Source organism: Streptomyces sp. SP18CS02 (assembly GCF_036322365.1).
GTDB lineage: Bacteria > Actinomycetota > Actinomycetes > Streptomycetales > Streptomycetaceae > Streptomyces.
This window is the reverse complement of the sequence record NZ_JAQYXC010000269.1, coordinates 232,425-252,518: the sequence shown is the minus strand read 5'-3', so window position 1 is coordinate 252,518 and position 20,094 is coordinate 232,425. Positions and strand designations below refer to the sequence as shown.

Annotated in this window: 22 protein-coding genes; 15 read left to right on the top strand and 7 right to left on the bottom strand. The window is 70.9% G+C overall.

Translation table 11 applies throughout. The annotated features are described in order from the left end of the window. Window positions 1–14 precede the first annotated feature (14 nt). Genes PUR26_RS10555 through PUR26_RS10525 form a run of 7 tightly spaced genes read left to right on the top strand, consistent with a single transcriptional unit; the run spans window position 15 to window position 3,440 of the window. Window positions 15–473, top strand: a complete 459-nt coding sequence (locus PUR26_RS10555) for a gas vesicle structural protein GvpA (RefSeq protein WP_329871459.1) — start codon at window positions 15–17, stop codon at window positions 471–473. A gap of 3 nt (window positions 474–476) precedes the next feature. Continuing rightward, window positions 477–1,196, top strand: a complete 720-nt coding sequence (locus PUR26_RS10550) for a GvpL/GvpF family gas vesicle protein (RefSeq protein WP_329871457.1) — start codon at window positions 477–479, stop codon at window positions 1,194–1,196. A 45-nt stretch (window positions 1,197–1,241) separates the two neighbouring features. Continuing rightward, window positions 1,242–1,490: a gas vesicle protein GvpG gene (locus PUR26_RS10545; protein WP_329871455.1), complete on the top strand. Its 249-nt coding sequence runs from the start codon at window positions 1,242–1,244 to the stop codon at window positions 1,488–1,490. A 21-nt stretch (window positions 1,491–1,511) separates the two neighbouring features. Beyond that, complete coding sequence (locus PUR26_RS10540) at window positions 1,512–1,934, top strand: gas vesicle protein (protein WP_329871453.1); 423 nt, start codon at window positions 1,512–1,514, stop codon at window positions 1,932–1,934. Next, window positions 1,931–2,812 (top strand): GvpL/GvpF family gas vesicle protein, encoded by an 882-nt coding sequence (locus tag PUR26_RS10535; protein ID WP_329871451.1) that lies wholly within the window; start codon window positions 1,931–1,933, stop codon window positions 2,810–2,812. Before PUR26_RS10540 ends, PUR26_RS10535 begins: the two co-directional genes overlap by 4 nt. After that, on the top strand, window positions 2,809–3,027 hold the full coding sequence (locus tag PUR26_RS10530) for a gas vesicle protein (protein ID WP_329871450.1): 219 nt from the start codon (window positions 2,809–2,811) through the stop codon (window positions 3,025–3,027). The genes PUR26_RS10535 and PUR26_RS10530 overlap by 4 nt, the downstream gene beginning before the upstream one ends. Beyond that, on the top strand, window positions 3,024–3,440 hold the full coding sequence (locus PUR26_RS10525; protein WP_329871448.1) for a gas vesicle protein K: 417 nt from the start codon (window positions 3,024–3,026) through the stop codon (window positions 3,438–3,440). Before PUR26_RS10530 ends, PUR26_RS10525 begins: the two co-directional genes overlap by 4 nt. Window positions 3,441–3,697: 257 nt before the next feature. On the opposite strand, the gene PUR26_RS10520 is transcribed toward PUR26_RS10525, so the two are convergent. Further along, the gene (locus tag PUR26_RS10520) at window positions 3,698–3,976 is read right to left on the bottom strand and encodes a GlsB/YeaQ/YmgE family stress response membrane protein (RefSeq protein ID WP_329871446.1); all 279 of its coding nucleotides are present in this window, start codon (window positions 3,974–3,976) and stop codon (window positions 3,698–3,700) included. Window positions 3,977–4,328: 352 nt separating this feature from the next. Then, complete coding sequence (locus PUR26_RS10515) at window positions 4,329–4,499, bottom strand: hypothetical protein (RefSeq protein ID WP_329871444.1); 171 nt, start codon at window positions 4,497–4,499, stop codon at window positions 4,329–4,331. Window positions 4,500–5,184: 685 nt separating this feature from the next. Between PUR26_RS10515 and PUR26_RS10510 the strand changes: the two genes are divergently transcribed. Beyond that, the gene (locus PUR26_RS10510; RefSeq protein WP_329871442.1) at window positions 5,185–5,598 is read left to right on the top strand and encodes an LGFP repeat-containing protein; all 414 of its coding nucleotides are present in this window, start codon (window positions 5,185–5,187) and stop codon (window positions 5,596–5,598) included. Window positions 5,599–5,913: 315 nt separating this feature from the next. Here PUR26_RS10510 and PUR26_RS10505 read toward each other — a convergent pair whose 3' ends face one another. Continuing rightward, on the bottom strand, window positions 5,914–6,387 hold the full coding sequence (locus PUR26_RS10505; RefSeq protein ID WP_329871440.1) for a GNAT family N-acetyltransferase: 474 nt from the start codon (window positions 6,385–6,387) through the stop codon (window positions 5,914–5,916). Between the two features lie 575 nt (window positions 6,388–6,962). On the opposite strand from PUR26_RS10505, the gene PUR26_RS10500 reads away from it, so the two are divergent. Beyond that, the gene (locus PUR26_RS10500; RefSeq protein WP_329871438.1) at window positions 6,963–7,355 is read left to right on the top strand and encodes a hypothetical protein; all 393 of its coding nucleotides are present in this window, start codon (window positions 6,963–6,965) and stop codon (window positions 7,353–7,355) included. A gap of 164 nt (window positions 7,356–7,519) precedes the next feature. Here PUR26_RS10500 and PUR26_RS10495 read toward each other — a convergent pair whose 3' ends face one another. Continuing rightward, window positions 7,520–8,164 (bottom strand): TetR/AcrR family transcriptional regulator, encoded by a 645-nt coding sequence (locus tag PUR26_RS10495; RefSeq protein ID WP_329871436.1) that lies wholly within the window; start codon window positions 8,162–8,164, stop codon window positions 7,520–7,522. 62 nt (window positions 8,165–8,226) lie between these two features. Between PUR26_RS10495 and PUR26_RS10490 the strand changes: the two genes are divergently transcribed. The 4 genes from PUR26_RS10490 to PUR26_RS10475 all read left to right on the top strand — a co-directional run bounded on the left by PUR26_RS10490 (window position 8,227) and on the right by PUR26_RS10475 (window position 12,907). Then, window positions 8,227–9,204: a GNAT family N-acetyltransferase gene (locus PUR26_RS10490; RefSeq protein ID WP_329871435.1), complete on the top strand. Its 978-nt coding sequence runs from the start codon at window positions 8,227–8,229 to the stop codon at window positions 9,202–9,204. Between the two features lie 255 nt (window positions 9,205–9,459). Beyond that, window positions 9,460–10,122, top strand: coding sequence for a lysophospholipid acyltransferase family protein (locus PUR26_RS10485; RefSeq protein WP_329871433.1), 663 nt, complete (start codon window positions 9,460–9,462; stop codon window positions 10,120–10,122). Between the two features lie 177 nt (window positions 10,123–10,299). Then, window positions 10,300–12,087, top strand: a complete 1,788-nt coding sequence (locus PUR26_RS10480; protein WP_443077025.1) for an acyl-CoA dehydrogenase family protein — start codon at window positions 10,300–10,302, stop codon at window positions 12,085–12,087. A gap of 142 nt (window positions 12,088–12,229) precedes the next feature. Beyond that, the gene (locus PUR26_RS10475; RefSeq protein ID WP_329871431.1) at window positions 12,230–12,907 is read left to right on the top strand and encodes an adenosylcobinamide amidohydrolase; all 678 of its coding nucleotides are present in this window, start codon (window positions 12,230–12,232) and stop codon (window positions 12,905–12,907) included. Window positions 12,908–13,158: 251 nt separating this feature from the next. Here the strand turns inward: PUR26_RS10475 and PUR26_RS10470 are convergent, their stop codons facing one another. After that, entirely contained in the window at window positions 13,159–15,294 is a 2,136-nt protein-coding gene (locus PUR26_RS10470) for an FG-GAP repeat domain-containing protein (RefSeq protein ID WP_329871429.1), read from the bottom strand. Between the two features lie 792 nt (window positions 15,295–16,086). On the opposite strand from PUR26_RS10470, the gene PUR26_RS10465 reads away from it, so the two are divergent. Both PUR26_RS10465 and PUR26_RS10460 read left to right on the top strand, forming a co-directional pair. Next, a complete protein-coding gene (locus tag PUR26_RS10465; protein WP_329871427.1) occupies window positions 16,087–16,842 on the top strand; it encodes a trypsin-like serine protease in 756 nt (251 codons plus the stop codon). Between the two features lie 64 nt (window positions 16,843–16,906). Beyond that, window positions 16,907–17,290, top strand: a complete 384-nt coding sequence (locus PUR26_RS10460; protein ID WP_329871425.1) for a hypothetical protein — start codon at window positions 16,907–16,909, stop codon at window positions 17,288–17,290. 138 nt (window positions 17,291–17,428) lie between these two features. Here PUR26_RS10460 and PUR26_RS10455 read toward each other — a convergent pair whose 3' ends face one another. Beyond that, a complete protein-coding gene (locus tag PUR26_RS10455; protein WP_329871423.1) occupies window positions 17,429–18,655 on the bottom strand; it encodes an ATP-grasp domain-containing protein in 1,227 nt (408 codons plus the stop codon). 214 nt (window positions 18,656–18,869) lie between these two features. Then, a complete protein-coding gene (locus PUR26_RS10450; RefSeq protein WP_329871421.1) occupies window positions 18,870–20,087 on the bottom strand; it encodes an ATP-grasp domain-containing protein in 1,218 nt (405 codons plus the stop codon). Between the last annotated feature and the right edge of the window lie 7 nt (window positions 20,088–20,094).

The window sequence follows — 20,094 nt, the reverse complement described above, 5'->3', positions numbered from 1 at the left end:
GGAAAGGAGGCGCCATGACCATGGTGCCGCAGAGCGGCAGCAACGTAAGCAGGGGCGGAAGCGGCTCGAGCAGCCTGTACGACGTCCTTGAGCTCATCCTCGACCGTGGTCTCGTCATCGACGTCTTCGTCCGCGTCTCTCTCGTGGGCATCGAGATCCTCAAGATCGACGCCCGCATCGTGGTGGCCAGCGTCGACACCTACCTGCGTTTCGCCGAGGCATGCAACCGGCTCGATCTCGAAGCCGGCCGCAAGGCACCCGCCCAGCTGCCGGAGGTCGTGGGAACCATGATGGAAGGCGGAGCCCGCGGCAAGTCCAAGGGCGCGCTGAGCGGAGCCGTCGACGCCGTGACCGAGTCCCTGACCGCCCGCTCCGCCAAGGCGGAGGAACCGCAGGAGGAGGAGAGCGAGGAGGAGGCCGCGCCCAGGCGGCGGCGTCCCGCCCGGCGACCGGTGCGCCGGGAGAAGGAGTAAGCGATGGCACTCTACGTCTACGCGATCACGAGCAAGGACCATCCCCACCGGCTTGACGGCCTGACCGGCGTGGGATCCCGCCCCGCACCGGTGCGCACCGTCACCGCCGGACCCCTGTCCGCAGTGGTCAGCGATGTCTCGGAAGAGATCAGACCCAAGCGCAGGGACCTGCAGGTGCACCAGGAGGTGCAGGAACGCCTCATGACCGACGGGGTGGTCCTGCCGCTGCAGTTCGGCTACATCGCCGCCCACGAAACGGCCGTCCGGCAGGCCCTCGAAGGTGACACCGACGCCTACCTGGCCACTCTGGAACGACTCGACGGCTGCGCCGAATACCACGTGCGGGCCTCCCAGCAGGACGAGGACGAGCTGCTTCGCCGGATCCTGCGGGATTCGCCCGAAGCGACGGCGCTCAACGACCGGATCCGCGCCGGCGCGACGGACCCGCAGCTGCCCCTGGCCCTGGGCGAACTCGTGGCCCGCGACGTGCAGGAACACCACGACGCGCTGGCCGAGGGGCTGGTCCGGGAGCTGCTCCCTTACGCCCATGAGCACGCCACCCATCCGTCCGCAAGCCCCGACTTCCTCAGCATCTCGCTCCTGGTGCCCCAGGAGCGGCGGGCCGACTTCCTGGCAGCGCACACCGACCTCGCGCACCGGATCGAGGACGGCGTCGAACTCCGCCTCACCGGCCCCCTGCCCCCGTACAGCTTCGTGCAGTGATCACCGCCGACCCCGTCACCCCCGGGGGAGAGGAGGACACGGACCATGGGACTGCTGACGCATCTGCTCACTCTTCCCGTCGCCCCGGTGCGGGCCGCCGTATGGGCCGCCCAGCGGGTCGTGGAGAAGGCCGAGGACGAGTACTACGACCCGGCCCCGGTGCGGCGCGAGCTCGCCGACCTCGAGCGGCGGCTGCTGAGCGGTGAGGTGGATCAGGACACCTTCGACCGCCGGGAGGACGAGCTCATCGACCGACTGACCGAGATCGCGGAATTCCGGCAGCAATTCCGCTGATGGGGAAGCGAGGACGTCATCGTGTCTGATCCGCTACCCGGCCGGCTCGGGTCGTACCCGTCCAGAGCCGCCCCGACGCCGTACGGGCAAAGTTCGTCCAGCCTGGCCGACATTCTGGAGAGAGTTCTGGACAAAGGCATCGTGATCGCCGGCGACATCCGCATCAACCTCCTCGACATCGAGCTGCTGACCATCAAGCTGCGGATCCTGGTCGCCTCCGTGGACAAGGCGAAAGAGATGGGCATCGACTGGTGGGAGCACGACCCCTCGCTCTCCTCCCGGCACACCGGCAGCCCTCTCGAACTGGAGAACCGCAGACTGCGCGCCGAACTGGAGGCCCTGCGTCAACAACGGCTCGACGATCAGGAGCTCCTTCCGCGCACCGCCGATGAGGAACCCGGCAGCGAAGCGGACGGCGGGCCCGCACGAAGGCGACGGCGATGAGCACGCCGGAGGAGACCCTCACCTACGTCTACGCCGCGGTGCCCCTCACGGAACACCTGCGCGACAGCCTGGCGGGCCTGCGCGGGATCTACGGGTCCCCCGTGCTCTTCGTCACCGCCGCGCCCCGGATCGGCCCGGTCGGCCCGACGGCGTCGTCCCTGGCCTTCGCCACGAGCCGGGTGCCACTGAGTGACTTCGGCGAGACCGCGTTGAAGAACCACTTCGAGGACATGGAGTGGCTCGAGAGCGTCGCCCGTGCCCACCACGATGTCGTACAGGCACTCTCCGCTCACACCACCGTCCTCCCGCTGCGCATGGCCACCGTCTACCAGGACGACGACCGTGCCCGTCAGGCCCTCGCGGAGCAGCACCGGACCTTCGCCGAAACGCTCACCCGGCTGACCGCCCACACCGAATTCGGTGTGAAGCTCTACCTCGCCCCCGCTGCGGATCCGCCCGAGGATGCCCCTGCCACCGACACCGGCTCCGGCGCTCCCCGCCCTCCCGCCACTCCCGGAAAGGCGTACCTTCAGCGCCGCAGGGCCCAGCACCACGCCTTGGAGGCCGTCTACGACCAAGCGCAGGAGGCCGCCGCGACGGTGGAAGCCATCGCCTTCCGTTACGCCTCGCAGCGTGTACGTCATCAGACCCAGCGTGGCGCCCTGACAGGGCCGGCCGAGAACGTGGTCAACGACGCCTATCTCGTACCTGACGAGCACAGTCAGCAGTTCAAGGCCGCCATCGAGGAGGCCGCGGGAACCTTCGGCGGTGTCCGCGTCGAGGTGACCGGCCCCTGGGCGCCCTATTCCTTCGCCATGCCGCCCGAGCCGCCCGACGAGAGCCGGCCCCCGACTCCTGCCGAGGAGCCCGGCCCATGACCATCGCCGAACACGGGCAACCGCTGCCGGGGCGCCAGGTCGCGCTGGTGGACCTCCTCGACCGTCTGCTCAGTGGCGGTGTGGTCATCACCGGCGACATCGTCCTTTCCATCGCCGACATCGACCTCGTCCGTATCTCGCTGCGGGCCCTCATCGTCTCCGTCAGCTCCGAGGCACCTCTCCTCGCGCAGGCTCCGCGGGAGCGGGCGCCATGAGTGAGGAACGCCCGGGGGCACACCGCGGCCCGGCTCCGCCACCCGGCCGGGAGCTCGAAGACGTCGGGGACAGGATGTCGCACGCGTTCCGGCTTCTCCAGGCACCTCCCACGGAGCACGACCCGGCCGGGCGCGCCGCGCACCGCCTGCGCACCGACCGCGAGACCGTGGAAGAGGATCTCCTCAAACTCGTCCTCACCCTGGTGGAACTGCTGCGTCAGCTCATCGAGCGCCAGGCCCTGCGCCGAGTGGACGCGGGGGACCTCAGCGACGAACAGGAGGAGGAGCTGGGGGCCACGCTACTGGCCCTGCACGACCGGCTGGCCGATCTGTGCGCCCAGCACGGCTACGCGCTGGAAGACCTCAATCTGGACCTCGGTCCGCTCGGGCCCCTCCTTCCGCCCAGGAGCTGAGGGGGACGCTCCCTGCGGTGCAGCCTGCTGAGGGACGCGGCGGCGTCCGCTTCCGGACACGCACCGGGCGTACAGACCAGTCAGCGTTGTCGACGCGGCTGATGGGCGGGTGTCCGTCGAGTGCGGTGTGGCGGCGGTGCGGACAGGAGCCGCCGGGCGCCACACGGTGACGGGTGACCGGGGAAGAAGAGGACGGCTTCCCCCTCGACGAGGGGGAAGCCGTCCTCTTCTTCCGCGCGGTACGCCGTTGTGCCGATTCAGGCGTGACGGTGCGTGTGGCTGCCGCGCGAGAAGAGACGGTAGAGAGCAAGGAGGATGAGGGAGCCGACGATGGCGGCGATCCATGTGGAGAGGTCGAAGAAACCGTCGATGGAGTCCACACCGAAGAGGACCTTGCCGAGCCATCCGCCGAGCAGTCCGCCGACGATGCCGATAAGCATCGTGATGATGATGCCGCCGGGGTCCTTGCCCGGCATCAGCATCTTCGCGATGATGCCCGCGAGCAGTCCGATGAGGATCCAAGCAATGATGCCCATGATGCCTACCTCGTCGTGGGAAGCCAGTGATAAGCAGCTTTTTTACCGTCGGCGCATCGGCAAACGTGTGAATCCATGATCTTCCCTGCGAGACCGCCAGGGCCGTTTGCCGTGCCACCGCAACTTTGCACGGGGCGACGCCGGGCCCGGGACATCGCGACCGGGCCCCGGACGCCGGCCCCTGAGTCCCGGCCCCTGACAAACGGCCGCGCGACCTGCACACGGCCCCGACCGGGCCGGGCGCGGGCGGTCGGCCCGGTCGGTCCGCCGTACCCGTCGGGCCGGCGGACGCCGGGCGGAAGTCGTCCGACGAAGCACCGGAGTGAGGCGGGACGCCTCACGGCGCCATCAGTCAGCGGAACCGGTCCTTGGCCTTTTCCTTCCCCTGGCGGGCCTTGCCCCGGGCTTCCAGGGCGGCGCCCTTGGCGGCCATGGTCTCCTTGCGCAGCGCGTGGGCTGTTTTCCGCACGGCCTTACCGGCAACCTGTTCGATCTGAGCCTTGGCCTTCTCGCCGGCACTCACGACGTCGGTCCCTTCGCAGCGGTCCTGGCGTTCTGCCCGAATCCACGGCGCGACACCATGGCGGTCGCCGCACGGCCACCGTGTGCCAGCGTGCCGCGCCGGGGGCCGAAGAGTTATGCCCGCCGGCGGTGGGTTCCAAACCGGCGGTGACACGCCATCTCTCAGCAGGACAGGGGGACCGGGCGTCCGATCGTGGGATCCCGCGCTGCTTGTCGCGGCTCCGGAGCTCCGGCCTCATGCCGTGATGTCAATCGAGCAAGCGAGCGATTCACCTTCCGGAGTGGTGCTCACAGCAGGTGTTCCGGCCACCGGCACAGGTGGCGGTCGGGGCGGGTGTGCACCCAGGGGCTTCGCGGCGGAGCGGCGCCGGGCGACGGGCCGCGTACCGCCCGGGAACGGGTGCGGCAAACGAGCGGTAGCGGATTGTCCAGCAGTGGCGTCATGTGACTTTCGGCAGTCGGTCGATTGCGCTTTGCTCTCGGCGGTGTCCGTGTGTCCGTGCCGTACCCGGCCGCAGGAGGCAGACGCGCCCCGGAACCCGGCGCCCGGTTGTCGCGGACACCCCGGGCGGCACGCATTGGCGAGGAAGGAAGGCGGGCGGAGAATGCGCCTCAGCGCGATTCCAGGACGACGGGTGCGGGGCCGGATCCCCGTGGTATTGGTCCTGCCGGCGCTGTTGGCCGGCGTGCTTCTCGTGTCGGCCGCGCCGCACGCGCAAGCCACTCCCTACTGTGATCCGCCCCGCGAGGTCGTGGGGGAGATCGAGCGGACGTACCTTCGCATGGGTGGCCCCGGCGGGGCCCTGGGGTGCCCGCTCACCGACGAGTTGGTCAACCCCGACGGGTTCGGCCGACGCACGCAGTTCCAGCACGGAACGATCTACTGGTCTCCGCGCAGTGGTGCCTTCCCGGTCTGGGGCGATATCGGTGCCTGGTGGTGCGGCCAGGGATGCGAGGCGGGATGGCCGGGCTACCCCACGTCCTACGAGTACACGGTGGGCGACGAGGTCCGTCAGAACTTCCAGTGCACGGTGGTGCGTTTCAAGGCCGGCCCCGGAGGGGTGACGAAGACCTGGTCGGACGGCAACACCTGCGTCTGACCCGTGGAGGTACAGGCCACGGCCCTCAGGGCCTCATCCGTGCCACCGCCGTCGTGTGCCGTGCAGAACGCCCTGCCGGTGACCGCCCGGCAACCGAGCAGACCCGGCGGCAGACCCCCTTCAGGAGGTACGCGGACGTCAGCGCCCCGCCATCGCGGGAGACATCGATCGGCGGTCTGCGGGGCGCGTCGCCCGGGACCGGCTCGCGGTCTCCTCGCCCGATCCTGCCTCCCCAGGGCCGTCGGTCCGGGCAGGCCGGTCCGACGAGCAATCTCCGGCTCCGGTCACAAGGCCGTGCGACGGAAGTGCGTCTCATCAGATGTCGAGCGGAAGTTCCAGCAGTTCCTCCGGGGGCTGGAAACCGAGGCGCTGATACAGCGGGGTGCTGCGCTCCGACGGCCAGACGATCAAGCCCTCCAGGCCCGTGCTGTGTGAATGCCGCTTCAGCGCCTCAAGGAGCGCGGAGCCGGCTCCTTTGTTCCGCTGCGACGGCAGGACGAAGTAGTTCGTGACGTAGCCGACCGGGTTGTTGTCCTCGTAGGGCTCCGGCATCCGCTCCACCAGGTGGAGGAAGACGTGACCGCAGATTTCGCCATCGGCCTCCGCGACCCAGGCCAGCCAACTGCCGTCCCCGAGCCGGTCGCGGATCCAGCGCTCCGCGTCTTGCAGGGGTCGCGCCGGAGTCGGGGGTCGCCCTTCGTGGTCCTCTTGTTTGAACGTCCAGCGGAGTTCGGCCAGGCGGCCCGCGTCGGCGAGCCGGGCGGGGCGCACGGTGAAGTCTGTGGTCATGGGGCGAGTCTGCCGTTCACCCCGTGGTGAGACGAAGCGATTTCCGTGCCGGCTCTGTCCGGGATGGTGCAGTGGATCCTCCGTTTGCCCACGTGCGCGGTTCTTGCGGGAGGCGTACGCCTTGTCGTCCCGCACTCGGCCGGGGCGGTCCGGGGCCTGCCCGGCCCCGGACCACGTACCGGGGTCTTCTCCAGTAGGGGCCCGAACTGAGGGGAGCCCGGCGCCGCCCTGTTGTGATCACGATCGACACCGGCTTCTGCCCCTGTCCGACGGCCAGGTGCGCCCTGGTGGTCGGGCCTCCGCGTGCGCCAGGGAGCAGGTCGTGCACGCGGCCCCAGGGGTCGTGCCGCTCCGGCACGGTCCGCCGCGGCGCCCCGGTCGGTGTTCGCCACCGTATGCCGTTGATCTGCTCCACCGGGTCCGTATCGGAGGCCGTTCCGGCTTCCTGCCCGTGGGCGACAGCCAACTCCGGCCGGAACCACTGAGCATCGGTCAGTTCTCCGGGTTCCACGAAGGGAGATCATCTTCCGTCGACTGCTTGAGGGGACACGCCAACGGCTGGGACGATCCGTGACGTGATCGTCTGGATGCACCGCGCCCCGCTCTGGGTGGTGATGGTGGTGTGCGCCACCGCAGCCGGCCTGCTCCTCGTCGGCGCCGTCGCGCATGTCACCGACCTTCTCCACCACGGCCTGCAGGCCTACGACTGGGCTCCGAGGTGGCTCAACCTCTACTGGTCCTCGCTGGCGCTCCTCGACCTGCTCGCAGCCGCGCTGCTGATCAGCGGCAAGCGCCGAGGGACAGAGCTCGTCTGCGCCATCATGGCGACCGACCTCGCCGCCAATTGGTACGCGATCTATGGCATCCAGCACAGCGACCTCGCCGCTCAGCCCGGCCTCCAACGACTTCTCGGCTTCAGTGTGTTCGTCCTGGGAACAGCGCCTTTCGTCCGTCGGCACCTCAGTTGAGCCGAGTGGGCTGTTCCCCGTCGAGACGCCACCTCGGCGACCTGTACGACCGCGACCAGTGCGTCACGCCCGCCGCCGGCTCATCGCGTTCTCGGGAAGTACCTCACCTGGGACCGGCGCGCGGGGCGGGCCGGCCGGCCGGTGCAGCCCCGCCGTGCGACTCCCTATGGCCGTTCGCCGGGATCGTGGGGCGGTCGGCGGGTGCCGCCGTCGGGGCGGGGCATCGTGGTCGAGGCCAGGAAGTCGTCGAGCATCACCACCTGTACGTCTTCCGGGAATCGGCCGGGATCGAAGAGGGCCTGGACGACGAGTCCGTGGGTGAAGGCGACGGCGGCTGCGGCGAGCCGTTCCAGGTCGACGTCCGCGGGGAGCTGGCCGAGGTCGCGCGCGGCCTCGAGGTGCGGACGGAGCATCGAGCGCAACCGGGTGTAGCGGTCGGCCTGCTGCGCGGTCAGCCCGTCGTCGGCGAGGGAGAGATCCCAGGAGCTGACCCAGATGCGATTGCGAGCGGTGTCGCCCGGGGTCAGCGGCAGGATGTCCAGGAGCATGGCGCGCACGGTGGCGAGGCCCGGGGCGGGGCGCGCGCGGCGGGGCCTCTCCGCGGTGCGCTTCTCCAGCAGATCCAAGGCGTGGGTGATCAGAGCCCGTTTGGTCGGGAAGTAGTGCATGAGCATCCCGGTCGAGACGCCCATCGCAGCGGCGACGGCACGCAGGGTCAGCCCGCCGAAACCCTTTTCGGCGAGTACGTGCCACACCGCCTCGGATACGTCCTTGCGGCGGGCTTCACGGTCTCCAGGTGCGGGCGGCATGCTGCTAGCTTACGTACCGAACGCTTGTTACGCACCCTGCGCACCCAGAGAGCGAGACTCCGATGTTCACGTATCCCCTCGGCGACCGCGCCCAGCTCCGGCCCCTGGAGCCCTGGCAGGCGGAGGAGTTCCTCGCTCATATGGACCGGGCCCGGGTCTCCGTCGACCCGTGGATACCCTGGGCGACGTTCAGCACCGATCCCGACTCGGCCAGGGCTTCCCTCCAGCGCTACGCCGACCGTCTGGCCCAGGACACCGGCCGGATCCACGGCATCTGGCTGGACGGCACGCTGGTCGGCGGCGTCATGTTCACCCGCTTCGACCATGCCTCGGGAGTGTGCGAGATCGGCTGCTGGCTCGAGCGGTCGGGTGAGGGGCGGGGGCTTGTGACCCGGGCCTGCCGGGTCCTGATCGACTGGGCCTTCCGGCAACGCGGGATGCACCGCGTCGAATGGTGGGTCGCGGCGGGCAACACCCGCAGCGTCGAGACCGCGCGCCGGCTGGGCATGTCCCGCGACGGCGTGCTGCGGCAGCGATTCCCGTACCGGGGGGTACGGCAGGACAGCGAGGTCTGGTCGGTCCTTTCCGAGGAATGGCCGTCTCCCGGGGAAGGGTCCGTGCCGGGCGTCCAGGCCGAGCTCGACCGGCTGATGCGCGTGTTCGTCGGCGCCTTCACCAACACGGGCGACACCCGGCCGGATCTGGGAGTAATCCGCGACGTCTTCATTCCGGAGGGGAGGATCATCGCGAGCGCCGGGGGCGAGCCCGTGGTGTACGACCTCGACGCGTTCATCGAGCCCCGGCAGAGGATGCTGACGGACGGGACGCTGACGGAGTTCCGCGAATGGGAGGTCGCCGAGCGGACCGAGGTCTTCGGATCGATCGCCCAACGGTTCAGCGAATACCGCAAGTCGGGCCGCCACCAGGGCGAGTGGTTCGAGGGCGCGGGCCACAAGACCACCCAGTTCGTCCGGACCCCGGCGGGGTGGAGGATGTCGTCGCTGGCCTGGGAGGACGAGCCCGCCACCACCACCGGATGACCGTGCGTCACCCGGCTGCGAAGGGCCCGGGCTGTGCTCCCGGGCTTCCGCGTCAGGCTTCGGATTCCGCCCGCTCCGGCCGAAGGGCCCGTACGGGGGCGCGTCGCCGCGCCACTCGTGCCCTGACCGGCTTGGCGGGCCGTCACGGCCCGGGCCTGGGTAGGGGGCTGCGGAAGATGAGTGCGGCTACTCACGCCCGGAGCGCCGTCCACGGCCGACGATGGAGATCAACCTTACGAGCTCGGGAGATCGAACATGCTCAGCCGCCTCGCCGACGTCCTGGTGCCGGCCGTCGGCCGCCTCACGATCACCGCCGACGCGGGTGCCGAACTCGCTACCGGCAGCATCATCACCGCGAACCACACCTCGCTCGCCGATCCCGCCATCGTGCTCGCCGCGCTGCACCGCCTCGGCGTCCGCCCGGTCGTCATGGCGACCGCCGGGCTGTGGCGTGTTCCGGTACTCGGCCGCGCGCTCGCCCGCGAAGGGCACATACCCGTCCACCGCCGCGACCGACGCGCGGCGAACGCCCTGGACGCGGCCGCCGAGGCACTGGAGCGGGGACGCCTCGTCCTTCTGTACGCCGAGGGCGGTCTCCCGCACCGCAGGGACGCTGCGGAAGCGGCACCCGGGACGTTCCGCAGCGGCTTGTCCCGGCTCGCCCGGCGGACAGGGGCCCCCGTCGTGCCCGTGGGTCAGGCGGGTGCCCGCCGGGTCACGTCGGGAAGCGTGCCCAAGCAGCTCGCGGGCCTGTTCACAGCGCCGCTGCGCCGCCCGGACCTGCATGTGCACGTGGGGAAGTCATTCCAGCTGACAGAGGAGGGTGCCGCCCGGACAGAGCGGGCCCGGGCAGCGGTGACGGACGCCTGGCGCACGGCAGCCGCACAGCTCGGTGAACCCGCCGCGCTCACCGCGTGATCGCGGAAACCGTTCAGGGCGGAAGGCATCCTCATTCAGGACGAATGCTCGACCGGTCCGACTGCTGGGGCCGGATTCAACAGCAGCGTGAACGGGCAGATGATCTCGCCGGAGCACGTTCAATCGTGGCCATCGTCACGCTGATGCAGTTGATCACATCCGATACCGTTCCGGACCGTGACCACCCAAATCGCTTCTGCGCAAGACCAGTCCGTGAATGCGGCGCTCACGCGAGCTCTTTTCGGAGCTGACTTCGATCAAGTCCATGAGCCCTGGCGTCGACTTTTCAGCAGCAGCACATTCCATTACCGGGAAGGGCTGACCCCTCAGGAGCGCACCGAACTCTCCTACGCCCGGCTGAGGCTCGTCAACAAGGCACTCGCCGACCCCGAGGACCTCGTCACCGACGTGGAGCGACTGGCTGCGCTGCACGAGTGGGCCGGTCCGGTCGACCCCGGCCTGGGCACCGTGGCGTCCATCCACTACAACCTCTTCCTCGGAAGCCTTCTGGACCATGACGGCGCCCGGCGCGACCTGCGCGAATTCAGCGAGCTACGCCGCATCGGCACATTTCTGTGCACGGAGGCGGCGCACGGCAACTCCGCCGCGCAGCTGGAGACCACGGCCACGTACGACCCGGAGAGCGGCGGCTTCATTCTGCACACGCCGAATCCGGGGGCTCGGAAATGGATGCCGAACACGTCGTCGGCCGGGGGTCCCAAGACCGCTGTCGTGGCGGCCCGCCTGATCACGAGCGATGGCGCCGACCACGGCATATTCCTGTTCCTCACCCCGCTGAGCGACGACGAGGGCAACCCGCTGCCAGGCGTGACGGTACGCAGACTGCCGCAGACCACGACAGCGCCCGTCGACCACTGCGCCACCGGCTTCGATCACCTGCGCTTGCCCTACGAAGCACTCCTGCAGGCCGACCACGGACGCCTCGCCCCCGACGGGACGTTCACCAGTTCCATCGGCAGCCCCCGGAAACGTTTCCTCAGTTCCATAGGCCGCATCACCACCGGCAAGCTGTGCATGAGCGCCTACAGCCTCGGCACCACCCGTCACGCTCTCACCATCGCCGTACGCCACGCGTACAACCGGTACACCACCGGCATGACAGCGGGCACCAGCGTCCCGCTGTTCGCACACCGCAGCCATCACACCCCGCTCCTGGACGCCCTTGCCACCACCTACGCGGCGACCCTCCTGCACCGCAGCACCGTCAGCCGATGGGTCCACAGCGATCCGGCCGAGCGGGATGACGTGGAGCGCCTCATCGCCATCGCCAAGGGATGGATCACCTGGCGCGCACGGGAGGTGATGACCGAGTGCCGTGAACGCTGCGGCGCCCAGGGGCTCTTCCTTGCCAACGGCATCGCAGGGCAGCTCGTGGCCAACGAGGGCACGATCACCGCGGAGGGCGACAACCTTGTCATCTGGGTCAAGGCCGCCGGTGAACTCCTGCTGGGGAACTTCACCCCCCGGCCGCCCGGTACCAGGCCCGCTGGAGAACGCGATCTCGACGATCCGGAGTTCCTGCAGGACCTCCTGGCCGACACCGAGCGCATCTGGCACCAACGGGCCCGTACCCGTCTGCGTGCCGGAAAGCCCGGCAACCGTTGGAACCGGACCGTCACCCCAGCGCTGGAACTGGTCGACGCGCATGCCCACCGCCTGGCGGCCGCGGCCCTCCTGACCGCCGCGGAGCAGGCCGCACACGACGAGGCCCGCCACCTCCTGCACCACGTGCACCGGCTGTTCGTCCTGCGGCGCGTGGCCGCCCACAGTGGAGACCTGCTGGCGGACGGCCGCCTGACGCCCGATCAGGTGCACCGACTGCCCGACGTCACGGAAGCGGTCATCGACGAGCTCGAAGCGCATGCCCTTACGCTCACCAGCGCCTTCGGCGTTTCGCAGGACACTCTTCTCGACCACCCCATCACCACCCAAGGAAGCATGTAGGCGTTCGAGAGGGACCGGGTGCACCGGAGCGGGCCTCGGGGAAGGGGCCGGCACCCCGAGTGCCCGATCAGCCCGATCCCGGCGCGTCGACGACCGCCGCGTACGATCAGCCGGTCCGCCGCCCCGCGAAGGAGTCTCTCCGGTGACCGCCGTCGTCCCGCCGCCCCGCACCGCCGCTCTGATGCCCGTGCGGCAGCTGACCCGTCAGGAGGACGGCGAGGAGCTGCGCGCGCTGCTGTGGTCCGCCGGGCCCGGTTGGCGCATGATCAGCAGTGCGGTTCTCGGCGGAGGCGTAGGGGAGCGGGCCTGGGTTCTCAACGCTCAGGTCGCCCACGGCTATCGCCGGACCGACCCCGCCCGGCACCTGGCCCGGATGGCCGACGCCGCGGGCGCGCGCGGGAGTGGCGTGGGGCTGATGACGGCCGCCGACGTCTCGGGATTCGCCCAGGTGCACGACGGAGGCGTCGAGGCGGTCGCGACCGCAGGAGTCACGGTCCGTGGCTGGGCCGCCTCCCCGGCCGAGGGCACGCCCGTGCCGGCGAAGCCCGGCACGATCAACGTCATCGCCGCGGTTCCCGTCGCGCTTTCCGACGCCGCGCTGGTCAACGCGGTCGCCACCGCCACCGAAGCCAAGGTGCAGGCGCTGCTGGAAGCGGGTTACGACTGCTCCGGCACGCCGACCGACGCGGTGTGCGTCGCGGCCCGCGCCCCGCGCCCCACCGATGAGGTGCACACCTTCGCCGGACCCCGCTCCCTGTGGGGCGCCCGCCTGGCGCGCGCCGTCCACGGCGCGGTCCGCGAGGCGCTTCCCCTGCCGTGACGAGCACGCGCGGGGCCGCCCCGGTGGTGGGACCCGGCCGGCGCGAACCCGCTACCTCGGTGATGGAGCCCCGTCGCGTCCGCGTGGCGAGCGGCGACGACGCGGCGAGGCGCGGTGCCGGGCGCCGCGAGCCCGGCACGAACCCGCTACCTCGGTGATGGAGCCCCGTCGCGTCCGCGTGGCGAGCGGCGACGACGCGGCGAGGCGCGGTGCCGGGCGCCGCGAGCCCGGCACGAACGGCGAGAGGCCCCCTACCCGACGCCGGCGAAGTTCTTCCAGCCGGTGCCTATCTTGACTCCCGCGCCGATGGCGCCCGTGCCGTTGCCGGCGTAGCGGTAGAGGTCGCCGCCCGTGGTGCGGCCCAGGATGTCGTCCTTGCCGTCGCCCGTGAGGTCGCCGATGCCGACGAAGTCCGCCATGCCGCCCCAGCCGGAACCGATCTTGACGCCGCCGCCGATGGTGGCCTTGCCGGTGCCGTAGTACCGGTAGAGGTCCCCGTTCGTCGTACGGGCGACGAGGTCGGCGTGCTTGTCCCCGTTGAGGTCGCCGGCGCCGACGATGGTGAGCGACTTCCAGCCGTTGCCGATCTTGCCGACGCGGTTGAAGCCTCCGCCCGCGGTGCCGGCGTACAGGTAGAGGTCGCCGGTGGCGGTCTGACGGGCCACCAGGTCGGGCAGGCCGTCCGCGGTGAAGTCACCGGAGTAGGTCAGGCCGTCGAAGGCAGTCCAGCCCGAACCCACCTTCGCCGACGGCGACCGGGGGGTCACCACGTCGCCCGCCTCCGGGCTGTAGCGGTACAGATCGCCCGTCGCGTCCGTCACCAGGGTGTCGTTCGCCCAGTCGCCGTCCAGATCCCCGAACGGGACCAGCGTGGACGTCGTCGGCCAGGTCCCGCCGTCCGCCGTGGCCGACACCTTTCCGGCCGCGTTGCCCTGGTACACCAGCAGCGAGCCGTCCGTCCCGCGCGCGTACAGATCCGGGAAGCCGTCGTTGCCGACGTAGTCCCGGCGTTTCGCGGGCGCGGCGGGCTTGGCGGCACCTGTGGCCGTCGTCCAGACCTGGTTGATCGCGTAGTGGTCACCCGTCAGCCCGAGCTCCTTGTTCCACACGGCGACGGCACGGCCACCGGCCCCGGTGGCGACGGAGCCCCGCGCGTGGAGGTCGACCTGACCCACGCGCACGGGCTGCCCCCAGGTTCCGCCGGAGCGCGTGACGGCCCACAGCTCCCCTTCGAGGGTCGTCCACACCGCCGCGAGCGAGCCGTCGCTGCCGAGGTCCGGGCCCCAGATGTTGAACACATGGTTCTCGGCCAGTGTCCGGGGCTGCGACCATGTGCCGTCCACCGCGCGGGTGGCCGTCCGCAGCAGGGTGCTGTCACTGCCCCACAGCGCGGTCACCCGGCCGTCCGACTCGAGCTGCGGGGGCGAGGTGCTCCCCCTGTTCGGGTCGGCCGGAAGGGACTCGGTCGCGCCCCAGGTGAGGCTGCCCGCCGGGCGGTAGACGAAGGTGCGGGTGAGGTTGTACTCCCACCAGCTGAGCAGGGTCGCGCCGTTGGCGGCCGTCTGCACGTGGATCTCACCGGTGGACGAGTCGCCGCCCCTGACGACCTCGGGCGCGCTCCACTCGGTCGAACCCGCCGCTCGGGTCGACACCCGCAGCCTCTCCGTACCGTGGAGCTGGGCCTGCCAGGCCACCGTCACCGTGCCGTCGTCCGCCGACGCGGCCGCCAGCTCGTAGGAGGTTCCACCGCCGATCCGGACCGCGTCCGACCAGACGGCGCCGGGCGCCGTCAGGTCGGAGGCGTACATCCCCTGATCCGTGGCGTCCTCTCCAGGGGTCGGGTCGCCGTCCCACACGGCCGTGAGACGGCCACCGGGACCGCTCAGCAGGACGAGGTCGGTGGCGAAGAGCGCCGAGGTGATCGGCGCCGGCGCCGTCCACGCGTCGGCCCCCGGGAGGAGCGTCGACGTACTGTGCGAGTCGAAGCCCTCGGCGTTGGAGCGGTTCCAGGCCACTGTGGCCGAACCGTCCTGCCCGGTGACCAGGTGCACGCCCGTCACATGGCGCTGGTCGGCGGCGATCCGGACCGGGGTTTTCCACTCGGTGGCGCCGACCGGGCGGATGGCGCCCCAGAGCTCCTGCGGGTCACCACCCGTGCCCCGGGTCCACACCGTCACGGCGGTGCCGTCCGCGGTGATCTTCACGCCGGCGCTCGTGTTGGCGCCGGCCTTGTCGGTCAGCGCCTCGGGCGCCCCCCACGTTCTCCCGGTCGCCGCGGCTGCCGGAGCTGCCGCCGCGAGCGCCGTCATGACGCCCGCGCCGACGACACCGAGCGTCAGCGTGAGCGTGGGCACGAGCGCCATACCGATGATCTTGTTTCCGCGCATAGGGACCCCCCTGTTGTGCGTTGACAAACGCTGACGAACCTAACAGGCGCAACAAGGGCCCCAACAGCGGGGTTTACGTGTCCCTCGGCCCATCGCCGCAGGTGCCGGCGGCCCTGACGACACGACAGCCCACTTCGCAGGCCGGCGCGGCGCTCCACTCTTGGCCGCCGCCTCGCCGGGGTCCGGCACCAGGAGCCGGCGTCGTCCTTCATGCCTCGTACGGGCCCGGGGCGCGACCGGTGCCCCGGGCGCCCGGGCGCTGTACTGCTCCATCGACGCCTCATGGCCTTCGGCAGCCGAGGAGTGGCGCTCCACACGAGGTACGCGCTGCCGTTGCCGCGCTTCCGGGTCCTCATCGCACCGGAGACCGCCTCGGACGCTCCCATGCCCGGCCGCGGTGAACACCTGCCCAGGACCCGGTCACCGCATCGGCCCCGCACCCTTCCCCGCCGTTCCCGCGGCCACCGGTGAAGTGGCCGGACCGACCGGCGGTCAGCCGCCACGTCCCCGCCTCCGTTCCAGGAAGCCGTTCCAGGAAGCCGTTCCAAGAGACCCCTGTTTCCGCTGGTCAGACCCCACGCGATCATTCCGGCGTCCCCCGTTTCCCCGCTGGTTGGCGCGAACGCCGAGACGACCCGCATCGTGGGTGCGGCGCAGCCCGGACTGCCGGGCCGGCCGGCCGGAGGCGGTCACCGCCCGGGCCGTACCGGAACCGGTTCCCCGGTCCGTGTCCCGCCGGCACCGATCACCATCACCCGGCCACCATCACCTCAGCGTTCGGAGAAGAACACAGTGAAGAAGACCCGCAAGCCCCGCGTACGACGTACCGCGACCGCCGTGCTGCTCTCCCTGGGCGTCGCCCTCGGCATGGCCACCCCGTCCGCCCAGGCCGTCGAGGGAGGGACGACGATCGAGTCCAGGTGGGGCACCGGCATGGCCCAGGTGTGGGAGATGACGGCCGGCGGCCCGGCGTACCGCTGCAGCGGCAGCGTCGTCGGTCCGATCAAGGTCCTCACCGCCGCCCACTGCTTCAGGCCCGGCGTGGACTACACGGACTTCTACGTCCTGATCGGCCATACCGAGAAGGGCAAGGGCCACCGGATCCGGATCGGCAACGTCAACAAGCACAAGGACCTCGCCGTCGCCAGCCTCACGGCCGACGTCACGCGCTACCCCGAGGCCCACCACGTCGCGCTCAACACCAAGATCGAGCCTGCCCACGGCCAGTACGCCCATGTGCAGGGCTGGGGGCGGACCTGCCTGGACTGCTTCGGCTCGACGCACCTGAAGCAGGCCCGGGTCAGGGTCATCGACTACGGCACCGACCTGGTCGGCGGTCCGGCGTACCGGGTCTTCGGCTCGGTGAAGAACGGAGCGCTGCGCGAGGGCGACTCGGGCGGCCCGATGATGTGGAACGGCAGGCAGGTCGGCGTGGTGTCGGACGACGGCGGCCCGAGCGACCCCAACCACGCCCAGATCTCGCTCTTCGACGACAGCGCGGAGCGGTTCCTCACCGACATGCACGTGCCGGTCAACACCGCCTGGTGAAGCCCCGGCCGGGACCCCGCCCCACCACCGTCCACCCCGCACCGACCACGAACGGGAACCTTCCATGAACAGCACCGCACAGCGGGCGGCCCTCGGCCTGGGCGCCCTCGTCGCCCTTGCCTCCGCGCTCGTCGCCGCCCCGACCGCCCACGCCGCCGAGACGATGTGCGCGACGGCCGGATTCCAGGACGAGTCGACCATCTGCGTCTACGACAAGCCCAACGGCTACCAGGGCGTCCTGTACCCGAGCGAGGACATGTACGAGCACCAGGTCGAGTTCTCCCTGCTCTGCTGGAGGGACGACCGCGTCTACGGCGGCACGTCGTACAAGGTCACCACCAGGGTTCTGAACTGGACGTTCAACGTCCCCCGACAGGGCTACTGCTCCTTCCAGGTGAAGGACCTCACCCGAGGAAAGTCCTGGCGCACCCCGTCCATCCACCGCTGACCCCGGCCGGCCCGGTCCGGAAGCCGAGCGCGCCCCGCGCGAGTCCCGGCCCCGCAGGCGGCGCACTCGTCGTGACCGCCGTACGGGCCCCTTCACGTGAACGCGCACACCCTTCCGGCCGGGCCGCGCCCCGCTCGCTCACACTCCCGAGGCGCTCCAGGCATAGACGAAGCGCAGCTTGCCGATCGCCTCGCGCGCCCGGCTCAGTGCCTGTCGGGGCGAGTCGCCGACGGCGATGACACGGCCGGAGCGGTCGAAGTTCTGCCGCACGGCGGACTGCGGGCTTCCTGGTTCCTTGAGCAGCGTGACGGCGTGGACATGGGGCAGCTCGCGGACCTGGTCGATGCCCTGCACCTCCACCAGGATGTGGGTCGGGGATCCGGAGGGGTCCGCGTACCAGGCCGCGGCGCTGCGCTCGTGGACGATCACCCCGGGCAGCAGGGCGCCGATGTCCTCGCCGATGCTCTGGCGGGCGACCAGGTCGTACATGTCCACACCGGTGGAGAGGTGGACGAGGTCCATGATGGCGTCCCCGGCGACGCGGTTGTGCATCTCGATGATCCGCGGCCCGCGGTCGGACAGCATCACCTCGGTGTGCGAGGGGCAGTCGTGGAAGCCGAAGGCGTCGAGGACGCGGGTGACGTAGGCCGACACGGTGGCGTGTTCCTCGGGGCTGAGCGGAGCCGGCACCACATGGCCCCGCGAGACGAAGGTCTCCTCGTCGGTGAACTTGCGGGTGATGGCGACGATGTGGTGGCGGCTGCCCACGGAGAGCGCTTCGACGCTGAACTCCGTGCCGTCGAGGAACTCCTCGACCAGAACGCCTCGTTCGATGTGCTCCGCGCCGACCCGGTGCAGTGCCGCCTCGATGTCCTCGGCCGCGTCGACGCGTGCCACGCCCACACTGGCCTCGGTGTCCACCGGTTTGACGATGCAGGGCGGGCCGATCTGCGCGACCGCCTCCAGCACGGCCTTTCGGCCGCGGGCGAAGGCGTGGCGGCAGCTGGGAATCGCGTGCTTGTCGAGGACATCCCGCATCTTCGACTTGTCCAGCACCCGCTCGAACAGTTCGAGGTCGACCGTGCTGGGAACTCCCAGTCGTTCGCTGACGGCCTGTACGAGGGGGTAGGTGTGTTCGTTGTAGGCGGCGACGGCGTCGAAGGGCGCACTGCGATGCAGGGCTTCGGCGATGTCGGCCCACAGGCCGGTCCCGCCACCGTCGCCGAGAACCACCACGTGCGCGTACGGGCCGGTCGCGTCCTCGCGCCGTGCCCTGCTGCGCGGGACGAAGAGCACCAGTTCGTGCCCCTGGTCGCGCAGCCGCTCGTGGCACATCCTGTTGGTGCCGATCACAAGGACTCGCATGGTGCCTCCTCGACTCGGTGCTGGGACCGCCGGGCCCGGGCGCGGCGTCATGGGCCGGCACCCGTGCGTGCCGCGTCCGTGGGGAGCGCCGCGGCCGGTCGTGGGTGCGCGGCCGGCGGGGGAGAACTGCCGGAGCCCCGGCCGGGACGGCCGTGTTCGGCCCGGAGGGGGTGAGGGGTCGTCCGACCGGTCGCCGCCCCGGTCGACGGCCGCACTACCGTGCCGGCGTGCCGGCGAGCGGCTCGCAGCCCACTCGGACGAGCGCGCACGCGGCCTCCGCCCTCGCCACGGCGTCCTCCGTGCTGTCGCCGGCGCACAGTACGTACCCCTGGCGGGAGTCGGAGGAGGAGAGGGGACCGAGCTCCTGGCCGGGGCTCAGGGTGCACACCACCCTGAGGACGCCGGGGGAGCGTTCGGCGTCGGGCACGCCCCGGACGTTGCGGATGCGGACGTTCTCGCGGGAGAAGAAGCGGATGGCGGCCGCGCGGGCCCGGGGGATACGGGGAGGATCGGGAAGGCCCAGCAGGGCGGCGAAGGTCTCGGTGATCTGATCGGCCCCGCTGACCATCTCGCACATCTCCCAGATCTGGTCGCCGCCGACGCGGGTCTGGGCCTCGATGAGGCGGGGGCCGTCAGGGGTGAGGCGCAGCTCGCTGTGGACGGGCCCGGTCCGCTGGCCGATGAGATCGAGGAACTCCACGATCAGCTTCTCGATCGCCTCACGGTCGCCGCTGCCGAGGCGGGCGGGAACCTGGTGGCCGAGCTCCACGAAGCCCGGGAAGGCGGTGGTCAGCTTCTCGGTGACCATGACGACCTCGTGCCGTCCGTGCCGGGAGACCGACTCGACGCTGAACTCGGGCCCGGTCAGGTATTCCTCCGCCAGCACCGGTTCCCGGCCCGCGACGGCCGCGGTCAACGCCCAGCGCTCGGCGAGCCGGCCGGCGGACTCGACGACGTACACCCCTTCGCTGAGACCGCCCGAGCAGGGCTTGAGGACGATGGGCCGGCCGCCGAGCTCGTGCAGGAAGGCGGCCGCGTCCGCCTCGGTGGTGCACACCCGGTGGCGTACGGGACTCAGGCCGTGCCGGTCCAGCAGCGCGCGGGTCCTGGTCTTGTCGCGGGTGGCGAGGACGGCGGCCAGGTTGTCCCCGGGCAGGCCCAGGTCGACGGCGACCCGGGAGGCGGGCTCGAGGCCGTACTCGGTGAAGGAGAGCACGGCGTCGAACGGGTCCGCCCCGTGCCAGCCGCGGACCACCGTGAGGAGCTCGTCCAGGTCGCGGTAGTCCAGGACGGCGTAGTGCGCGGCGGCGGCGGCGTGCTCCTCGCTCACCCGCTCCGGGATCTGGACCATCGAGTAGCGCAGCCCGAGCGCCGTCGCCTTGGGCAGTTCGTGGCCACGGCCGCCGACCAGCAGAACGTGCTGTTGCCTCATGGACTCT

Coding starts and splice junctions, on each gene's coding strand:
- PUR26_RS10555 (WP_329871459.1), top strand. CDS start 15: ATGACCATGGTGCCGCAGAGCGGCAGCAACGTAAGCAGGGGCGGAAGC.
- PUR26_RS10550 (WP_329871457.1), top strand. CDS start 477: ATGGCACTCTACGTCTACGCGATCACGAGCAAGGACCATCCCCACCGG.
- PUR26_RS10545 (WP_329871455.1), top strand. CDS start 1,242: ATGGGACTGCTGACGCATCTGCTCACTCTTCCCGTCGCCCCGGTGCGG.
- PUR26_RS10535 (WP_329871451.1), top strand. CDS start 1,931: ATGAGCACGCCGGAGGAGACCCTCACCTACGTCTACGCCGCGGTGCCC.
- PUR26_RS10530 (WP_329871450.1), top strand. CDS start 2,809: ATGACCATCGCCGAACACGGGCAACCGCTGCCGGGGCGCCAGGTCGCG.
- PUR26_RS10525 (WP_329871448.1), top strand. CDS start 3,024: ATGAGTGAGGAACGCCCGGGGGCACACCGCGGCCCGGCTCCGCCACCC.
- PUR26_RS10520 (WP_329871446.1), bottom strand. CDS start 3,976: ATGGGCATCATTGCTTGGATCCTCATCGGACTGCTCGCGGGCATCATC.
- PUR26_RS10505 (WP_329871440.1), bottom strand. CDS start 6,387: ATGACCACAGACTTCACCGTGCGCCCCGCCCGGCTCGCCGACGCGGGC.
- PUR26_RS10495 (WP_329871436.1), bottom strand. CDS start 8,164: ATGCCGCCCGCACCTGGAGACCGTGAAGCCCGCCGCAAGGACGTATCC.
- PUR26_RS10490 (WP_329871435.1), top strand. CDS start 8,227: ATGTTCACGTATCCCCTCGGCGACCGCGCCCAGCTCCGGCCCCTGGAG.
- PUR26_RS10485 (WP_329871433.1), top strand. CDS start 9,460: ATGCTCAGCCGCCTCGCCGACGTCCTGGTGCCGGCCGTCGGCCGCCTC.
- PUR26_RS10470 (WP_329871429.1), bottom strand. CDS start 15,294: ATGCGCGGAAACAAGATCATCGGTATGGCGCTCGTGCCCACGCTCACG.
- PUR26_RS10460 (WP_329871425.1), top strand. CDS start 16,907: ATGAACAGCACCGCACAGCGGGCGGCCCTCGGCCTGGGCGCCCTCGTC.
- PUR26_RS10455 (WP_329871423.1), bottom strand. CDS start 18,655: ATGCGAGTCCTTGTGATCGGCACCAACAGGATGTGCCACGAGCGGCTG.
- PUR26_RS10450 (WP_329871421.1), bottom strand. CDS start 20,087: ATGAGGCAACAGCACGTTCTGCTGGTCGGCGGCCGTGGCCACGAACTG.